This window comes from Acinetobacter puyangensis (genome assembly GCF_900096995.1).
Classification (GTDB): domain Bacteria; phylum Pseudomonadota; class Gammaproteobacteria; order Pseudomonadales; family Moraxellaceae; genus Acinetobacter; species Acinetobacter puyangensis.
This window is the reverse complement of sequence record NZ_OANT01000004.1, coordinates 356,464-373,721: the sequence shown is the minus strand read 5'-3', so window position 1 is coordinate 373,721 and position 17,258 is coordinate 356,464. Positions and strand designations below refer to the sequence as shown.

Sequence of the window (17,258 nt, the reverse complement as noted above, 5' to 3'; positions counted from 1 at the left end):
AGACATCTCGTTGGCATTGTTGGTAATAGGCTTGTCTGGTTATGCCAAGATAACGGCAACATTGAACAATACTTATGCCTAACTCTTTCTTTTCCTTGATGACTTGCTTCGTGGCTTTTTTACAATACTAACTCCGTAATCTCTTTTTAAGACATCAACAACCGCTTCAAAGAATTCAGCTTTCTGTTGGGTATCACGTAGTTGCTGTTCAAGCTCCTTAATCCGTTGCTCTGGCGTAAGTGGCGTAGTAGACATAGTAGTTTGACCTAAATGGTAAAAAGGTGTTCCTTTTCTCCAATCTAAATTACCATGCTTGCGAAGCCAAACCAAAACCGTAGAGCAACCTTGAATACCATATTTATCCTGTGCTTGCTTATAGGTCAATTCACCTTTTTCAACTTGATCAACAACTGACAATTTAAAGGCAAGACTATAATCTCGCTGTGTTCGTTTAAGTGGTGTAGTCATAACACTCTCCATAATTTAAGAATGAAAAGTGTCAACTTTATTTAGGATGGGACAAAAATATAAAAAAAGAGTGAATCATCACTCTTTTTTATAACACAGAAGACTAGGCAGGAATACGTAACACCTGACCTGGGAAAATTTCATCAGGATCTTTAAGCAAAGGTTTGTTGGCTTCAAAAATCTTGTTGTATTGATTGGCATCGCCATAAACTTCTTTGGCAATTTTAGATAAATTATCACCAGATTTCACTGTATAGAACTTACTTTCAGGCTCTGGTGTGGCGACAGTGAGTTGATCATCCACTTTTGCCACATGATCCACATTACCCACTGCCAATACAGCTTTTTCACGATCGGCCTGTGATTGCGCTTCACCTTTAATCGTGGCGAGATCGCTTGTTGCATTGTAGCTAATGGAAAGACCTTTAATACCAAGATTTAGACCTTGGACTAAACCTAACAATTTATTGGCAACTTCTTGCGCTGATGGTTCTGTGGTGGTTTGCTGTGTAGCAGGTTGTTCTACAGGCTGTGCATTGTTCTTTTTACCAATACCTTTCACAAAGTCAAAAAGACCCATTCTATTTCTCCTATTACCTATTATATGTTTATACGAACATTAAAAATAAATGTCTCAATTGTTTTAACCCCTGAACCCAATAAAAACAAGAAACAAATCACAATAAATTGTTATTTTATGTAGGGCTTAAATAGAAAACTTTTTTCAGGGCGGGACGCCTTAACCAATAAAAAAAGGCCGCAATTGCGACCTTTTCGATAATCAATTCACAATCGAACAAACTATCCTAACTTTGCAGTCACATAATCAATTGCTGATTGTACAGTTGTGATTGCATTTGAATCTTCATCCGGAATGGTGATATCAAAGTCATTTTCAAAAGACATAACCAGTTCAACTAGGTCTAATGAATCTGCACCTAAATCATCCATAAAAGATGCTTCGTTTTTAATATCTTCGGCACGTATACCAAGTTGTTCTGCAACTGCTTGCTTGATACGTTGTTCGATATCGCTCACAGGAATTCTCCTCATTGCTTGTGGCGGTTTATACTAACGCCATTTTAGATTAAAAAATAATATTGTCAAAGCTAATCATAATAATTAGCTCATATACATGCCACCATTTACATGTAACACCGTACCTGTAATATAATTTGCACGATCACTTGCCAAAAAGCTTACAGCATCTGCAATATCCTGGGCTTGACCCAAGCGATTTAATGGGACTTGTGCAATCATTTTATCTTTGATTGACGCATCCAGTTGTTCTGTCATATCTGTTGCAATAAATCCCGGTGCAATCGCATTCACCGTAATTTGTCGACTTCCCATTTCTTTGGCAAGACTACGACCAAATGCCTCGATTCCTGCTTTGGCAGCAGAATAATTGGTCTGACCCGCATTGGCAAAATGTGCAACCACCGAACTAATATTGATAATTCGCCCAAATCTGGCTTTGGTCATGCCTTTTAATACCCGCTTGGAAAGACGATAAATGGCTTTTAAATGAGTATTCATCACATCATCCCAATCTTCTTCGCTCAAACGCAAAAGCAGATTGTCTTTGGTAATACCGGCATTGTTGACCAAAATCAGAATTGCACCATATTGCTGTTCAATCTGAGTTACAACATGTTCGATGGACTCTGCATCACGCACATCCAGCACCAGACCAGTACCATTGTCACCCAGTGTCTGAGCAATTTTGGCTGCACCGGATTCAGTTGTCGCTGTTCCCACAACAAATAATCCGTCCTGCGCCAATTGCTGTGCAATTGCTGCGCCAATTCCACGGCTAGCACCTGTCACTAAAGCAATACGCTTTGGCTGAGTCATGCAATTTTTCCTTCAGCTGTTAAAATGGTATGCAAAGCATCTTCAAAACGACTTACCGTATCGATCGGTAAAGCTTTGTTTACAAATGGCAGACGTTTTGCCAAATTACTCAAAACATTACCAGCACCACATTCAACCAGATAATGCACATCATTCTGTTCGAGATAAGTCAATGTCCTGGTCCATTGCACAGGTTGGTAAAGTTGATGTACAAGTGCCTGTTTCAAACTGTCTAAATCGTTTGCCACATTTGCACTGACATTGTTAATCACTGCAATTTTGGGTAACTGTAAATCCACTTTTGCCAGCGCCTCGGCAAACTGTTCTGAAGCCGCTTTCATTAGGCTACAGTGTGACGGAACAGATACCGGTAGGACAATGGCTTTTCCGCTCAATTCTTTTGCTTTAGAAATCGCCACTTCAACCGCTTCGGTATCCCCTGCAATCACCACCTGCCCTTGTGCATTAAAGTTTGCAGCCTCTACCTTGCCTGCACCGACTTCCGATGCAGATTGGCACAATACAATCACCTGATCATCGGATAAACCTAAAATCGCTGCCATCGCCCCTTGTCCCTGGGGTACTGCCTGTTGCATAAATTGACCACGTAAATGCACCAGTTTTACTGCATCGGCTAAGGACAACGCCTCTGCGGCAACCAGTGCACTATATTCACCAAGCGAATGACCGGCCATATAAGTCGGTAATAGACCGCCCCCTTCTAGCCAGACGCGCCATAATGCAATACTTGCTGTTAACAGTGCAGGCTGGGTAAATTCGGTCTGATTCAGTTTGTCACCTGTTTGGACAATTTGCCAAAGATCAAAACCCAAAGCATCCGATGCTTGTTTAAATGTTTCTAAAATTGATGGAAAACGTTCCGCCAATTCGGACAACATACCGACTTTTTGAGAGCCTTGCCCAGGAAAAATAAAAGCCGTTTGAGTGGCTTTGGTAATCTGGGAGAATGGTAATGTAGACATAGAACTTCCCGTTTCGGACGTTAATGTGAATATTGCAATTGTAAATACGTTAGCTTAACAAGCAAATTTTACTTGTTCTAGCGCAAAATATACCTTTATTAAAAAGTTAGACCAACGTATGAGCGCATACTAAAAAACAAAAATAATGTTTCGATGCTTTCTATTGATTGCTTTTTTTATCTTCACTTCGGAAATAGTACAAAATTGCCAGCATTGCAAATAAAGCCAACGCGCCCAAAATAATACACGTCCCTAAATCTAGTGGCGTATTTTTTGCTTGTAAATCTGAATAAATATAACTACCCGTACCGATCAGAAAAGTTCCTATAAAAGCTGTTTTATATGCCCAATCTTTTTTCATCTTATTTCAAACCAAAATTCTAAAGATCAATATATAAAAATCTTAAATTTAAAAAAATTATTCAATAAAAAAGGGAAGCTCTCGCTTCCCCATTTTTTGTTTTTACGCTTATGCGCGACAAACAATTGTCAGATCATCGTTATATAAACGATTATTCTGCATCAGTTGCTTGAGCAAACAATTGACGGCCACGGTAAAAACCGTCTTTGGTCACGTGGTGACGACGGTGAGTTTCACCAGTAGCTTGGTCTACAGTTAAAGTGCTCGCGGTTAAAGCGTCATGAGAGCGGCGCATATCACGGCGAGAGCGACTTTTACGGTTTTGCTGAACAGCCATGAGAGGCTCCTTACAAAGATCGAAAAAAAATGGATCGAACATCAATATCTTGGTCTAGTATAACACATTATGAACCAAGTTTGCCCTTCAAACCTGCTAAAATTTCAAACGGATTATCCCGTTTTTCATCTATCACAGCTTGAACTGCTGGTCGATGTTTATGTTCACAAGCATCATGCTTGGGTGAATTTGGCATCGACAATAGCAATTCATCTTCCAGAATGTAAATCAGGTCCACAGTTGCAGGCGTTTTAAAATCACCTTTTTGTGTCCCTAGATCTTCACCCAAGATGATGAAATCAGCATCCTCATCCAAATGATCTATCTCAGACTCATCATCCAACATGGCCACATGAACATCTGATTGCAAAGGTATTTCTACGGCATCCAGACAACGCTGGCATTGTAAATTTACACTGGCTTGCAAATGTGCAGTGAGCCATACGATACGATGATAAGCATCCATAGATAGCTTACAGTCGACCTGAACCCATTGATTATCAATCGATCCAACAGCTTCGTGAGCAATACGAGTAAAACTTGACAGTGGTAGTTGACCTGACCACGAAAAGCCTTGCTCTGCCCATTTAAACGGCTCAATCTGTGCCGGAAAGGTATTTGCTGACATAATTAAGGCGGCAATTCTACAAATTCATCAAACTAATGTCAAAGATTAAGATACAATTTCGCAGCTTAATTTTGTATTGTTTGAGAGAAATCAGTTTTTATGAGTCCGTTGCAAGCACAAAATCGTCTTCAAACAACGTCTTCACCTCGAAGTGTATCCCTACAAACTGCATGGTCAACATGTATTGACGAACATGCACAGGTAGATTGGCTGATTTTACACTTTAATCAATGGTTTTCCCACTACAATGTGATTTTAGTACGTGGCGAACACGAACCCGAGTATTTTCCAGCCACGGATCAGCACCCTGCCAGAATTCAGTTCGCTCATGGTTTTTTTAATAGTGCCCTACACGAAATCAGTCACTGGTGCATTGCTGGCGCAAAACGACGCACCTTATCCGATCTCGGTTACTGGTACGCACCCGATGGCAGAACGGCAGAACAACAATGTCTTTTTGAACAGGTAGAAGTTAAACCACAAGCACTGGAATGGTTATTTGCGCAGGCCTGCTTACGTCCTTTTCGTGTGTCTTTGGATAATTTAACCGGTGCTGGGGGCAATGGTGCACTGTTCAAAGATCAAGTCTTTGCCCAAGTTCAGTATTATCTAGCCGAACCAGCGACAATTCCCAAAGATGGTCTAACCCTGATCCAATATCTTTGTAATGAAATAAAAGCAGGGAAAATGCCACATAAAAGTGAGTTTTCACGGCAAGCACTTGATTAAAAACAAGACAGCAAAAAAATGTTATAATATAAACAGCGAGACTTACAGGACCAGCCATTATGTTACATTTACGAATTCATCCGGATAATCCACAACCACGTCTAATTAGTCAGGCTGTGGAAAGCATTCAAGCAGGTGATGTGGTCGTATATCCAACAGATGCTGCGTATGCGATCGGCTGTCAAATTGGAAATAAAGCGGCAATGGAGCGAATTGCACAAATTCGTCAACTCGACAAAAAACATCAATATGCCATTCTTTGTCAGGATTTATCCGATATTGCAACGTATGCCAAAGTCGATAATGCCATGTATCGTCTTTTAAAGGCCAATACACCTAGCTTAACCACTTTTATTCTACCCGCCACCAGTGAAGTGCCTCGCCGTTTAATGCATCCGAAACGAAAAACCATTGGTATCCGTATTCCAAGCAATCCGGTTTGTCAGGCCTTACTTAAAGAATTGGGTGAACCCTTAATTACCAGTACATTGATTTTGCCAGGTCAGGAAGACCCGCTTGACGATCCTTATGAAATTGAAATGCAACTGGAAAAACGTATCGATGTCTTTATTGATAGTGGCATTGGTATGTTGGCAACCACTAGTATTATCGATTTGTCACAGGATCACCCGATTATTGTACGACGCGGTTTGGGCGATGTGAGTGCCTTTGAATAGGGACTTGAATAAAGGCATTTTGGCTTTATTTATAAAGCGCCCATTTGCTGCCAGCTTTCGCCTGTCTCAAATTGCTGATAATGTTGTTTTAATTCCATCAAATAGTGATGCTGTATCAACAGAATATAAAATAAGGCCAATATAAATAACACAGCAATAATAACAGGCTTTGGATTAATTTTGTCCAAGATAAGTAATGCAAGTAAACTTGTACTGCATAACAAAATCAACGCATGGTTTAAAGTATGCGTCAATGAAGCATAGATCAACACGATAATACCTAATAACAATGCAATAACCTGATAGCTTTTGTGCTGTTTGATCGATGCCCAAACTTGCATCAACAATGTAAGCACCACCAGAAAAAAGATGGCCTTGCCACCGATAATTGGAATATACATCGATTGTAAGAGTGCATAACTTCCTAAAGAAAATATTAAAAGATAAACCAGATAACGGCCTATTTTGGGATATAGATCAGTAAGCATATGTCTATCCAAACTTTCCAAATGATGCATATTTTGTTGATTTAACATTCTGACGATAGATCCATTGCTATTGTCATTTGCTCATCTAAAATGATTTCTGAGTAAATTACTAAAAAAATAGGCCGTCGAAACAGCCTATTTATTATCCTGTATGTTTAGCATACTTTTTTATGCATCTACAGCAAGAAGCTTATTGCACTTCCGCAACAGCTGTATGATCTGCTGATGTAGTTGTTACCGTTCTTGGTGCATAATTCAGACCCAGCGTTTTACTGGTATCCTGACGGATCTGATCCAGCAATGCCGCATTTTTGCTTAAATCCTGCTGATAAGACTGGATAATATCATGCAGTTTTGCATTCCACTCACCACTGGTTTTTTCCGGGAAGGCTTTTTCAAGCAAGTTGAGCATGATATACGGTGAAGTTGATGCACCCGGTGAAGCGCCCATTAACGCAGTTAAACCACGATCATTAGACACAAATACTTCTGTACCAAATTCAAGTTTTGCTGGTTTACCCGGTTCTTTTTTAATGATCTGAACACGTTGACCACCCTGACTTGGACGCCAGTCTTTTGCCTGCGCTTCAGGATAATACTTACGCAACTCATTCAGGCGATCTTCATCTGACATAGCAACCTGACTAATCAGATATTTTACCAAATCCAGATTTTCAATACCCACCGCTGTCATTGGCAACACATTGTTTCTATTGGTAGATGCCAGTAAATCAAACTGTGAACCCTGTTTCAGGAACTTATTGGAATAAGTGGCAAATGGTCCGAATAACACATATTTTTTACCATCAATATAACGGGTATCAATATGTGGCACAGACATGGGCGGTGCACCCAGTTCGGCACGACCATACACTTTGGCTGTATGTTGAGCAGTAATTAATGGATTATCCGTGATCAGGAATTCGCCACCCACCGGGAAACCGGCATATTGTTTTGCTTCTTCCAGTCCTGTCATCTGTAATAACTTCACAGAGGCACCGCCGGCACCAATAAAGACAAAACGGGTTTTGATATGCCCTGCTTTACCTGTTTTTAAATCCTTGTATTGCACGGTCCAAGTTTTATCTGCATTTGGACTGATCCCAGTCACTTCTGTCGATACATTTAATTTAAACTTGGATTGCTTTTGCAAATTATCGACTAACTGTGTCGTGATTGCACCATAGTTTACGTCAGAACCAATATCCATACGTGTTGCAGCAACTTTTTCTGAGGCCTTGCGACCATTCATCACCAAAGGCGCCCATTGCTTAATCACGTTTGGATCTTCTGTGATCTCCATGCCTTGAAATAATGGACTTTTAATCATGGCAGCATGACGTTTTTCCAGAAAGTTAACATTATCTCCCCAGACAAACGCAATATGATCTACAGGATTGATAAATGTTTTAGGTTCCGCAAGTACGCCATTTTTCACTTGGTAAGACCAGAACTGTTTTGCCACTTCAAATTGTGAAGCCACATTCTCGGCTTTGGAAATATCCATTTTACCGTCTTTTTCAGCGGTATAATTCATTTCCATAAAGCCTGAATGTCCTGTTCCGGCATTATTAAAACCATTTGAGCTTTCTTGCCCAACTTTATCCAGACGTTCATACATCTGAATCTGCCAATCTGGCTCAAGTTCATTAAAGTATGTACCCAGCGTGGCACTCATGATGCCACCGCCGATCAACACCACATCCACCACAGGTTCTTCACTAGAAGTTTTTACCTGTTTGGATGTAATCGGTCTAAATAAAAAAATTAGCCCGATGATTAGCAAAATCAACAGTATGATTGCTAAATATTTTAAGAATTTTTTCATCATCATTACCTTAAAATGATTTTTGATTTGATACTGGACAATTTGGCTCACGCCCATTGCATTTCAAACAGTCAAATCACAAAAACGAAATTAATGCGCCTAACATTTCTGGTAAAATATTCAAAATTTACAAATGTTTGAACAAAAACACGATAAAATTACGTAGATAAAAACAGCTTAGTCATAAAATTTTATTGCAAATCACACAAAACAACTCCATGCCAACATCAAAAATGCCGTATATACAGCAGCACATTGCAAATAAACATCCAATACAAATACTAACGTCAATGGACTAGGAGATAAAAATATTGCATGGATCATTGCTTCATGTTTTTAGGTGGCGATAAAAACCAGTTACAATACGACCTTGGTCTGTATAAGTTGACCATTATGCCAAAATTCCGAGTGAAATACTTGGATTAATTGAGGGTCTGTTAACATTTCGTCTACGATTGCGACAGTGACCGTTTTTTAGACAATACTAGGCATGAATAGTGAGATTTAGTCATTCTAAATGAACTATTCATAACGACGTAGCGGCAAAAAACGATCCTGTCCCGAAGGGTTGTGGTTAAAATTCCTCCATACTTCGTTATGAAATTTGCTAATGGAACCACCATTATCTTCATTTCATGCCTAGTCTAAAAAAATTTTAACCTACAACGCAATTCATTTATGAAGTGTTAACAGACCCTAATCTACAAATAAAACGCATTAGATTTAAATCTAATGATTTATTTACTGTATTAAATCGGCTACAATTTGCCGAATCTCCTGATATGCTTGTCTATTGGGTCAATACTAAAACATGCTTTTGAAAATTCGCGTGGCTAAATAATCGAAATGAGCACAGAGCTTTATCCCAATATAGAACAACAGCTTTCTATCCGTGTTTTGGATGAATATTATCAGGATATTCCTGAGGATCTGTATATTCCGCCAGAAGCTTTCGCAATCCTACTGGAGCAATTTGAAGGGCCACTGGATTTTTTGCTGTATCTGGTGCAAAAGAACGGATTTGATCTCAAACATCTGGATATTGCGCCCATTGCACAGCAATATATATTCTATATGGACAGAATGAAATCGGATAACATCGAATTAACTGCGGATTATATGGTAATGGCTGCCCTGCTTGCCGATCTAAAATCGCGGTTACTACTGCCAAAACCGGAAAGTGCACCGAACTTTGAAGATGATCCGAAAAAACAACTGATTGATCGACTAGAACAATATTTAAGAATCAAACAAGCTGCCGAACGTCTTAGCCAGTTGAATATTCTGGAACGTGATGTATTTGATGCAAAAGTCAGTTTAGGGGAGCGAGGGATTGTCTATGAAGGCTATGATGCGCAAAGCCTGACCGATGCCCTGCTATGCGTTTTTCAGCGCCCCGAACCCTATATCCATAGTATCGAACAGGAACCTGTCTTGCTGGAAGAACGTATTCAGTACATTTGTGACCGCGTTGCCGAAGGCGGTATTCTAAGTTTTGACGAATTGCTCAAGCCTGCTCAAGGCCGCATGGGAATGGTGGTGACATTTATGGCCATTCTTGAACTGGTAAAGCAGCAATTTGTACAGATTGTTGAAGATGGGCATATCCGTCCACTCAGTATTCAAGGAAAGCATTATGCCTAATCAAACTTTTCCTGAAAATACAGCCTCTCTGGATGATCTGCATCATGAAGCATTAATGCAGATTGAGGCGATTATTTTTGCCAGTGATGCCCCTGTTTCAACCGCAAGGCTCAAGCAGGCACTTGGCGGACAATTTTCCACCCAGCAAATTCGTCAACTTTTACAGCAATTGTCGATTTTACAACATGGTCGTTCGGTTGAACTGATTGAAACTGTACAGGGCGTTAAATTTCAGGTACGTGCCAAATATCGCCATGTGATTCATGAAGCTTGGCCGGAACGTCCCATCAAATTGTCGCCAAGTTTATTGGAAGTGCTTGCAGTGATTGCTTATCACCAGCCAGTAACCCGTGCCGATATCGAACAAATTCGTGGTGTAAGTAATAATAGTATGGTGTTAAGGACACTATTCGAATGGAATTGGATTAAAGAGTCGGGTTTTCGGGATGCACCTGGACGCCCGGCTTTATTAGTTACCACCCCTATTTTTTTAAATGCCTTTGGTTTGGCATCATTAAATGATCTCCCAGTTATCCAAGATCAACAGGACGCTTTGACACAGCTAGAAAGTTTTTCGCGATGTTCTTAAGCAAATGATTTTGTATATTTTATTTTAAGGTTGTGCAGTTATGAGTGAAAAATTACAGAAGGTACTGGCTAGAGTCGGTTTAGGTTCTAGACGTTATATGGAAGAGGTAATTGCTGCTGGCCGAGTCAGTATCAATGGTCGTGTTGCACAAGTCGGCGAACGCATCGAACCTGGGGATGAACTGCGCATTGATGGCCGAAAAATCAGTTATCAAATCGAAGATGAAATCCGCCGCCGTGTGCTGATTTACTATAAACCCGAAGGTGAAATCTGTTCTCGTAACGATCCGGAAAATCGCCCGACTGTATTTGAACATTTACCCCAAATTGCCAATGATCGCTGGGTCATGGTGGGTCGTCTGGACATTAACAGTACCGGATTATTGTTATTTACCAATGATGGTGAACTGGCAAACCGCTTGATGCATCCATCGAATGAAATTGAACGGGAATACGCTGTTCGTGTCATGGGTGAAGTCACCCCACAAATTCGTCAGACCTTACTGGCTGGTGTAGAGCTCGATGATGGTCCGGCAAAATTTGAATCCTTCACCGATTTAGGTGGTGACGGCATTAACCGCTGGTACCAAGTGGTCGTCAAAGAAGGCCGTAACCGCGAAGTTCGTCGTTTGTTTGAATCGCAAGGTTTAAAAGTTAGCCGTCTGCTGCGTACCCGTTATGGTTCAGTGATTTTACCTCGTGAATTACGTACCGGTCGCTGGATAGAACTGGATAAACACGACATCGATAACCTGACCAAGCTGGTAGAGCTTAAGCCACGTCAAGGTACAGGTCTTTACGGTATGGCAAAACGCCGTAATGAGAAAATGATTGAAAAACCTATGCCAGCTCGTCGTGGTGGATATCTACGCCAACAACGCCGAGATAGTGAAAATGATGTCGAACAAAATGCTCAACCAGCACGAAAGGCACCTTTTCATAGCGCAAAAAAACCGCTGGATTATGCCAATAAAGGTTTTAAGAAATTTAATGATAAATAATTGTTAACATCACCTGCTGAATATGGACAATGCTTACATATTCAGCACATTAAAACAATCTTTTTGGCTAACGTGAATTCGGGATAAGGTGAGTAGAAGAAATTGGTTTTGTAGCAGCGTCCGCTGCTTGTTCGAGGTCAGCAAATTATCTGCAAAATAATGTTTTTCAATTAATTTGTTTTTTAGCGGTATTTGACCGAGTCCGCAGCGGACAAATGGTTTTGCCTACTTTTCCCGAAAGAAAAGTAGGTCGAACCGAAGGTTAATCCTAAAATATGCCTAACTTTGTAAGACCCCGTCGTGATTCTTTCATTGAAATTAATTTTATTTATACAAAACAAATACTTTTATCCCGAACTGACGTTTGGTTATTTAAATCTTAGGTGATGACACTTTATAACCGCTATACACTTTGCTCCGAATCAATATTCACCTTGCCCACAACTTTCCCCACCATTGCTTTGGATTACGCCCAGAATCCTTTGAGCTGACTAAATTTAAGCAGATTTTTTTCTACTTTAACCAGCAAACTTTTCTGTTCGGTGCCTACCCATGCCAATGCAAAATTAAAATCCGGGTTTTGTTGAACTTGCTGACTAAAATACTGCTCCGCAATGATTAAATCATTATATTTGCCCAAATGATTTTGCACTTTCTGCAAATATTTTAGATATTTCTCAACTTGTTTTTGCGGATAAATCTTCGCAATAAATTCAATAATGTATCTTAATTTTTTTACCCGTTTCCGCGTACGGTGACGTGCCTCGGCATCCATATCCGCAAAGTGCTTTGCATCATGAAATAATTGATGATGTAAATGATCTAATCTTTTACTTACCCGTCGTTTTAACGACACATTCTTTTGTTTGCTTTGTCCAGGTTGACGATAGGAAAATTCCAGTAATTTTAATAATAGTTTTACGGTCGATGGCTGACGGAATAAAGCACTAGAATCTTCGGTTGCCTGTGTTTCTGCATCAATTTGCAATACAGGTGCATCGGTCTGCTGCTGGATTCTCGGTAAAATTTCCAGTGTAATGACATCCAGATCACGGGTTGTACCCAATTGTCTGAATAAGGCCGCAAGTTCAGCTTCCCATTCCGGATTGACATGTGCAGACCATTTACCAAAGTTTTTCAAAAGACTACGTAAACGACGCAAGGCAACACGTGCCTGATGAATATGTTCAGGTTCGGCGATGTCATCGGCAATTGCCGCAAGATTTGGCAATAAATGATTAAGACAATTAATCACCATCTTTTGTAATGCATTTTCTGCTGAGAGCTGCTTATCCAGTACAAAAGATTTTGCATGTGTCGCAGGAGAAACCGTTTTACCTGCTGCCAAAAGGCTTCCCCGCTCGGCTTTACTTCTGACATCAAGCCATAGCTGATATTGCTCTACCCAACTTTGGCTAAAGTCAATCAAGGTAGCCGCATCACCACTTTTGAGTTCAAACTCAACTTCACAAATTTTCTGATGTGTTTGCGAACTACGAATTTCACCATCATCAAGACACGCTTCAATCAGGCTACCATGCACCTCAAAAACATGAAAAGTCCGCTGGACAATGGTTTCAAACTGGAGTGCAAGTTGATCCTTCTGATCACCCAGAATCTCGGTCAATAAAGTTTGTACGCTTCGATTATGCTGATATAAATCCAGATTTAAATCCGGTGGCTGTTCACATTTACCTAAAAATATTTCTTCTTCTATGCGGTGTAAATGACTTTCTCCCGCAGCTTTTAGCGTCTGTATCCAGTTTTCACCCTCCAGGCGCAAACGTATCGCCACGCCATGTTGGGATAATATGCGATCCGGCGTATCATAATATTTCGCATGCAGTTGAATCTGCCGTGCCTTTACTTTTTTAAATGCCCGTTCAACAGCTTTTTTTTGCTTTTCAGGAAGTTGAAATTTTAGTTCGATTTCTACCATGGCCATATTCCTGATATATTAAAATCGTCGCTCAAGCTGTCAATATAACGTGTAATCAAAGACAAGAGATAGCATATTTTGTGTGCAGTAACGTAACCTGGATTTCCTCCATTTATCATACCAAAAGTATCTTCTTTCATTACTAATATGACTCTTATTCTGTTGAAATGGTCCTTCATTTTCAAATCTTATTTCAGCACAATCGGAATAAGTTTTGATTGAATTTTATAATCCTGCACACGTGATGCACAGGCATTTCCAGTGATTTCGGTCTTGAGTACCATGCTCTGTTGTTCCAGCACATTCAGTATACCGATATTATTGGCACCGGTTTTACAATCGCTATCTCCAAGCTTGTCATCATATTGCCCCGGTGAATAATAGGATCTGGCCTCGGCAATCGTTATCGGCTGCCAGTTTTTAAAATAGGCCAGTGTACGGCTCTTTCCAATTGTACCTTGCCCAGAACCAGCACCTTCAAATTCAACCAGATTAACCGGTTTACCTTTTACAATCACCTGATGCACCACAAACGTATTAGACTGACCACCAAATTGCAGAATGTGTGATTGTTTCAGAGCCGGCCGGGTCAGAATATAACCCTTGACAAAATTACGTCCGGCATTGACAAATTCAATGCCCGAGACATAGGCTTTTTCACCGGATAACAATGTAATTTCCTCGCTATGCTCAATCACAATTTTATTTGCTGGTGATGCATATGACTTTTCCGAATTGCTTATCCAGTCGATGATTTGCGTTGTGCTCGGTGTCTTGGCCATTGTTGCCAATGTCACCATACTAACCAATAAACCTGATAACGCCTGAATAAAATATTTATGCCACATGATGATTCCTTAATCTCTCATTTACATCTTGTTTGCTTAATTTCTTTCAACATTACGTTATGATGGAAAATAAATTTTGACTGTCTGACTTTTCATGAATTTATACTGGTTTCGCAATGATTTACGCCTAAATGACAATACTGCCTTATTTCATGCCACAGAGCAAGATTTGACCATTGCAGTTTTTATCATCACCCCGACACAATGGCAACAACATGATGATGCCAGCTGTAAAGTCGATTTCTGGCTTAGACAATTACAACAGCTTTCGCTGCAATTAAAACAACTTAACATTCCTTTGCTGATTGGTCACACTGAACTTTGGCAGGATATTCCAGATCTGTTATCGCAACTGTGTCAGCAGCATCAGATTAAAAGTGTCTATTGGAATCAGGAATATGGTATCAATGAAATGCAGCGTGACCTTGCAGTAAAACAGCGATTACAGCACCAGCAGATTGATGTGCATGAATATTCTGATCGCACACTATTTCCAGTCGGTTCGATTAAAAATAAAAGTGGCGAATATTATAAAGTTTTTAGTGCGTTCAAACAGGTGTGTTATGAACGTTTGGATCAAGCGCACATTCTGCACACTTATGACCAACCTACGCTCCAGCAGTCCCTTAATATTGCCAGTGATGACATACCACAGTCCATTGCGGGTTTTGCTTCAATATCGGAAAAGCGATGCCAACACTGGCCGGTCGGTGAGGATATTGCATTGTCAAAACTGGATCACTTTGTCGAAGATCAGATCACGCATTATCAAACTGAACGGGATTTCCCCGCCATACAGGGGACCAGTCAGCTTTCGCCTTATCTTAATGCAGGGATACTCTCTATTCGGCAATGTGTACAATATATTCAACAGCATCATCAAAATCAGCTTTTTAGCTCAAATAACGGCATTAATACATGGCTGAACGAATTATTATGGCGGGAATTTTATCAACATATTTTATACGGTTTTCCGCAGGTCAGCCGACATCAGCTCTTTAAAGCCGAAACCGGTAAAATTCAACGGCGCAATGCACCTGAGGATTTACAGTCATGGCAACAGGGGAAAACCGGTTTTCCCTTGATTGATGCTGCCATGCGCCAACTACTAAACACAGGCTGGATGCATAATCGCCTGCGCATGATTGTGGCGATGTTTCTCAGTAAAAATTTACTGATTGACTGGCGACTGGGCGAACAATGGTTTATGCAGCACCTAATTGATGGTGATCTGGCTGCCAATAACGGGGGCTGGCAATGGTCTGCCTCAACAGGTACAGACAGTGTGCCCTATTTTCGTATTTTTAACCCGATTAGCCAGTCACAGAAATTTGATCCCAATGGCGATTTTATCCGGCAATGGCTGCCTGAACTGGCACATCTGGATAATAAAGCGATTCATGAACCCTATCACTATCTTAAAGTAGGTGAAGGATTAAACTATCCACAACCGATTGTCGATTTAAAACAAAGCCGACAACGTGCGCTTGATGCTTTTAAGGGGATTAAACATTAAATCATTTGGCTGTGAAACCAAAGGATTTTACAGTCATCAAAAGAATTAAATACTGGCAATCTCCTGCCACAATGCATCTGGAAAATGTTCCGCCAGATAGTTTTTCAGATATTGTCGGGTATCCTCGGCAATCACGCGATCTTTGGCATCATGAAAGGCATTAAACGCCAATGCATAGAGGGAAATGCCATATTGCTTTAAAACTGCCAAACTTAATAAGGTATGATTAATACTGCCCAAGCGTCCAGAGGTGACTAAAATTACCGGATAACGTTGTTGCGCGATATAATCAATGGTGAGTAAATCCTCGCTTAACGGCACCATTAATCCGCCTGCACCTTCCAGCAATACCACATCATAACGGGCAGCCAGTTGTTGCGTAGCCTGCTCAATTGCCTTTAAATCCAGTTGTTTTTGTTCAAGTCGGGTCGCCAAATGGGGTGATGCAGGATAGGCAAAAATTTGAGGCGCAGTCAAACCCTGCTGATCTTCCGGGAATGTATCGATCTGCATGATCTGGCGATGGCGGGCAATATCTTCGGAAAAACCCTGATTACCGGTTTGAATCAATTTCTGGGTAATCACATTGACACCCTGATCCAGCAATTGCTTGGCCAGAATCCCGGTACTTACAGTTTTGCCAATATCGGTATCGATGCCACTGATAAAATACACAGCATTTTTCATCACGCATATCTCTCTTTAGGATTTTGGTTCATATATTGACAAACAATCACCTATATATGATTGATAATGCTTAAAATCCTGATCTAGTGTAAAAACCTCTAATCGATGCCGTACAGCAATCGCACAGATAAGAAAATCGATATGTGACCCTTGAATACCATGTCTACGGCATTGATTATAGAATTGTGCTGCACATTCATAATCCTGAGTAATCACCTCTATATCTTTAAAAATGCTTAATTTGTTTTTTAATTTTTGAAATTGTAACTCATCACGAAGACCACTTAATATTTCCTGTCGTATGGCGCCAATAACCACTACCCTACCATTTAAAATAAGTTCTGATAACTCAGTAATAATATGCATGTCCGTATTTGTTTTTTGCTTTTTCCGAAAAGCCAGCGACCAAATTGAGGTATCAACTAAAATCATGAGGTCGCTGTCTCATCATTTTATAATCATAATCTTCATCTATATCTATCGTATTAAATAATTCAATAACTTCCTGTGCTTGTCTTCTCTGTACAAATTCCCTTAATGCAAGATCAATCACTTCTTGCGCATTTGACAAATGTCCAAGCTTTATTGCTTCTGCCAGTAAATTCTGGTCTAAATCAAGATTAATACTCATGACCTTCGCTTCCTCGAAACAAACAGATGTAACTACAGAATAGCATAT

20 protein-coding genes and 1 pseudogene are annotated in these 17,258 nt (G+C 40.2%); 6 read left to right on the top strand and 15 right to left on the bottom strand.

All coding sequences use genetic code 11. The features are described from left to right. From CRO21_RS10305 to CRO21_RS10270, 8 genes and pseudogenes are all read right to left on the bottom strand, one after another. Window positions 1–468: pseudogene (locus CRO21_RS10305) on the bottom strand (IS3 family transposase); the annotation flags it as partial. A 103-nt stretch (window positions 469–571) separates the two neighbouring features. After that, complete coding sequence (lysM, locus tag CRO21_RS10300) at window positions 572–1,048, bottom strand: peptidoglycan-binding protein LysM (protein WP_097079206.1); 477 nt, start codon at window positions 1,046–1,048, stop codon at window positions 572–574. A gap of 221 nt (window positions 1,049–1,269) precedes the next feature. Continuing rightward, entirely contained in the window at window positions 1,270–1,506 is a 237-nt protein-coding gene (gene acpP / locus CRO21_RS10295; protein ID WP_087621491.1) for an acyl carrier protein, read from the bottom strand. A gap of 84 nt (window positions 1,507–1,590) precedes the next feature. Next, complete coding sequence (gene fabG, locus CRO21_RS10290; RefSeq protein WP_097079205.1) at window positions 1,591–2,325, bottom strand: 3-oxoacyl-ACP reductase FabG; 735 nt, start codon at window positions 2,323–2,325, stop codon at window positions 1,591–1,593. Further along, entirely contained in the window at window positions 2,322–3,308 is a 987-nt protein-coding gene (gene fabD / locus CRO21_RS10285) for an ACP S-malonyltransferase (protein ID WP_097079204.1), read from the bottom strand. Before fabD ends, fabG begins: the two co-directional genes overlap by 4 nt. A gap of 160 nt (window positions 3,309–3,468) precedes the next feature. Beyond that, complete coding sequence (locus CRO21_RS10280; RefSeq protein WP_097079203.1) at window positions 3,469–3,669, bottom strand: hypothetical protein; 201 nt, start codon at window positions 3,667–3,669, stop codon at window positions 3,469–3,471. A 151-nt stretch (window positions 3,670–3,820) separates the two neighbouring features. After that, on the bottom strand, window positions 3,821–4,006 hold the full coding sequence (gene rpmF, locus CRO21_RS10275; RefSeq protein ID WP_087621495.1) for a 50S ribosomal protein L32: 186 nt from the start codon (window positions 4,004–4,006) through the stop codon (window positions 3,821–3,823). 67 nt (window positions 4,007–4,073) lie between these two features. After that, window positions 4,074–4,634, bottom strand: coding sequence for a YceD family protein (locus CRO21_RS10270; protein WP_097079202.1), 561 nt, complete (start codon window positions 4,632–4,634; stop codon window positions 4,074–4,076). A 99-nt stretch (window positions 4,635–4,733) separates the two neighbouring features. On the opposite strand from CRO21_RS10270, the gene CRO21_RS10265 reads away from it, so the two are divergent. Together CRO21_RS10265 and CRO21_RS10260 are read left to right on the top strand one after the other, a co-directional pair. Beyond that, window positions 4,734–5,363, top strand: coding sequence for an elongation factor P hydroxylase (locus CRO21_RS10265; protein ID WP_097079201.1), 630 nt, complete (start codon window positions 4,734–4,736; stop codon window positions 5,361–5,363). Window positions 5,364–5,422: 59 nt separating this feature from the next. Then, window positions 5,423–6,040, top strand: coding sequence for an L-threonylcarbamoyladenylate synthase (locus CRO21_RS10260; protein ID WP_097079200.1), 618 nt, complete (start codon window positions 5,423–5,425; stop codon window positions 6,038–6,040). A 29-nt stretch (window positions 6,041–6,069) separates the two neighbouring features. On the opposite strand, the gene CRO21_RS10255 is transcribed toward CRO21_RS10260, so the two are convergent. Then, complete coding sequence (locus CRO21_RS10255; RefSeq protein ID WP_141398129.1) at window positions 6,070–6,528, bottom strand: hypothetical protein; 459 nt, start codon at window positions 6,526–6,528, stop codon at window positions 6,070–6,072. A gap of 190 nt (window positions 6,529–6,718) precedes the next feature. Then, window positions 6,719–8,356, bottom strand: a complete 1,638-nt coding sequence (gene mqo / locus CRO21_RS10250; RefSeq protein WP_097079237.1) for a malate dehydrogenase (quinone) — start codon at window positions 8,354–8,356, stop codon at window positions 6,719–6,721. An 846-nt stretch (window positions 8,357–9,202) separates the two neighbouring features. Between mqo and CRO21_RS10245 the strand changes: the two genes are divergently transcribed. The 3 genes from CRO21_RS10245 to rluB are packed head-to-tail and all read left to right on the top strand — an operon-like array spanning window position 9,203 to window position 11,589. Then, the gene (locus CRO21_RS10245) at window positions 9,203–10,000 is read left to right on the top strand and encodes a segregation and condensation protein A (protein ID WP_097079198.1); all 798 of its coding nucleotides are present in this window, start codon (window positions 9,203–9,205) and stop codon (window positions 9,998–10,000) included. Beyond that, window positions 9,993–10,589, top strand: coding sequence for an SMC-Scp complex subunit ScpB (gene scpB, locus CRO21_RS10240; protein ID WP_097079197.1), 597 nt, complete (start codon window positions 9,993–9,995; stop codon window positions 10,587–10,589). Before CRO21_RS10245 ends, scpB begins: the two co-directional genes overlap by 8 nt. Window positions 10,590–10,629: 40 nt before the next feature. After that, window positions 10,630–11,589, top strand: coding sequence for a 23S rRNA pseudouridine(2605) synthase RluB (gene rluB, locus CRO21_RS10235; protein WP_097079196.1), 960 nt, complete (start codon window positions 10,630–10,632; stop codon window positions 11,587–11,589). 466 nt (window positions 11,590–12,055) lie between these two features. Here rluB and CRO21_RS10230 read toward each other — a convergent pair whose 3' ends face one another. Both CRO21_RS10230 and CRO21_RS10220 read right to left on the bottom strand, forming a co-directional pair. Then, window positions 12,056–13,528: a CYTH and CHAD domain-containing protein gene (locus CRO21_RS10230; protein WP_097079195.1), complete on the bottom strand. Its 1,473-nt coding sequence runs from the start codon at window positions 13,526–13,528 to the stop codon at window positions 12,056–12,058. A 188-nt stretch (window positions 13,529–13,716) separates the two neighbouring features. Beyond that, window positions 13,717–14,328: a hypothetical protein gene (locus CRO21_RS10220; RefSeq protein ID WP_097079236.1), complete on the bottom strand. Its 612-nt coding sequence runs from the start codon at window positions 14,326–14,328 to the stop codon at window positions 13,717–13,719. Window positions 14,329–14,470: 142 nt separating this feature from the next. Here CRO21_RS10220 and phrB point away from each other — a divergent pair, with 142 nt between their 5' ends. Next, window positions 14,471–15,892 carry a deoxyribodipyrimidine photo-lyase gene (gene phrB, locus CRO21_RS10215; RefSeq protein WP_097079193.1) on the top strand — a complete coding sequence of 474 codons (1,422 nt, stop codon included), beginning with the start codon at window positions 14,471–14,473 and terminating at the stop codon, window positions 15,890–15,892. Between the two features lie 45 nt (window positions 15,893–15,937). Here the strand turns inward: phrB and bioD are convergent, their stop codons facing one another. From bioD to CRO21_RS10200, 3 genes are read right to left on the bottom strand one after another with little or no spacing between them, the layout of a single operon-like run. Next, window positions 15,938–16,579, bottom strand: coding sequence for a dethiobiotin synthase (bioD, locus tag CRO21_RS10210; RefSeq protein WP_097079192.1), 642 nt, complete (start codon window positions 16,577–16,579; stop codon window positions 15,938–15,940). A gap of 15 nt (window positions 16,580–16,594) precedes the next feature. Beyond that, window positions 16,595–17,011 carry a type II toxin-antitoxin system VapC family toxin gene (vapC, locus tag CRO21_RS10205; protein WP_097079191.1) on the bottom strand — a complete coding sequence of 139 codons (417 nt, stop codon included), beginning with the start codon at window positions 17,009–17,011 and terminating at the stop codon, window positions 16,595–16,597. Continuing rightward, entirely contained in the window at window positions 16,998–17,210 is a 213-nt protein-coding gene (locus tag CRO21_RS10200) for a type II toxin-antitoxin system VapB family antitoxin (protein ID WP_087621508.1), read from the bottom strand. The genes vapC and CRO21_RS10200 overlap by 14 nt, the downstream gene beginning before the upstream one ends. Between the last annotated feature and the right edge of the window lie 48 nt (window positions 17,211–17,258).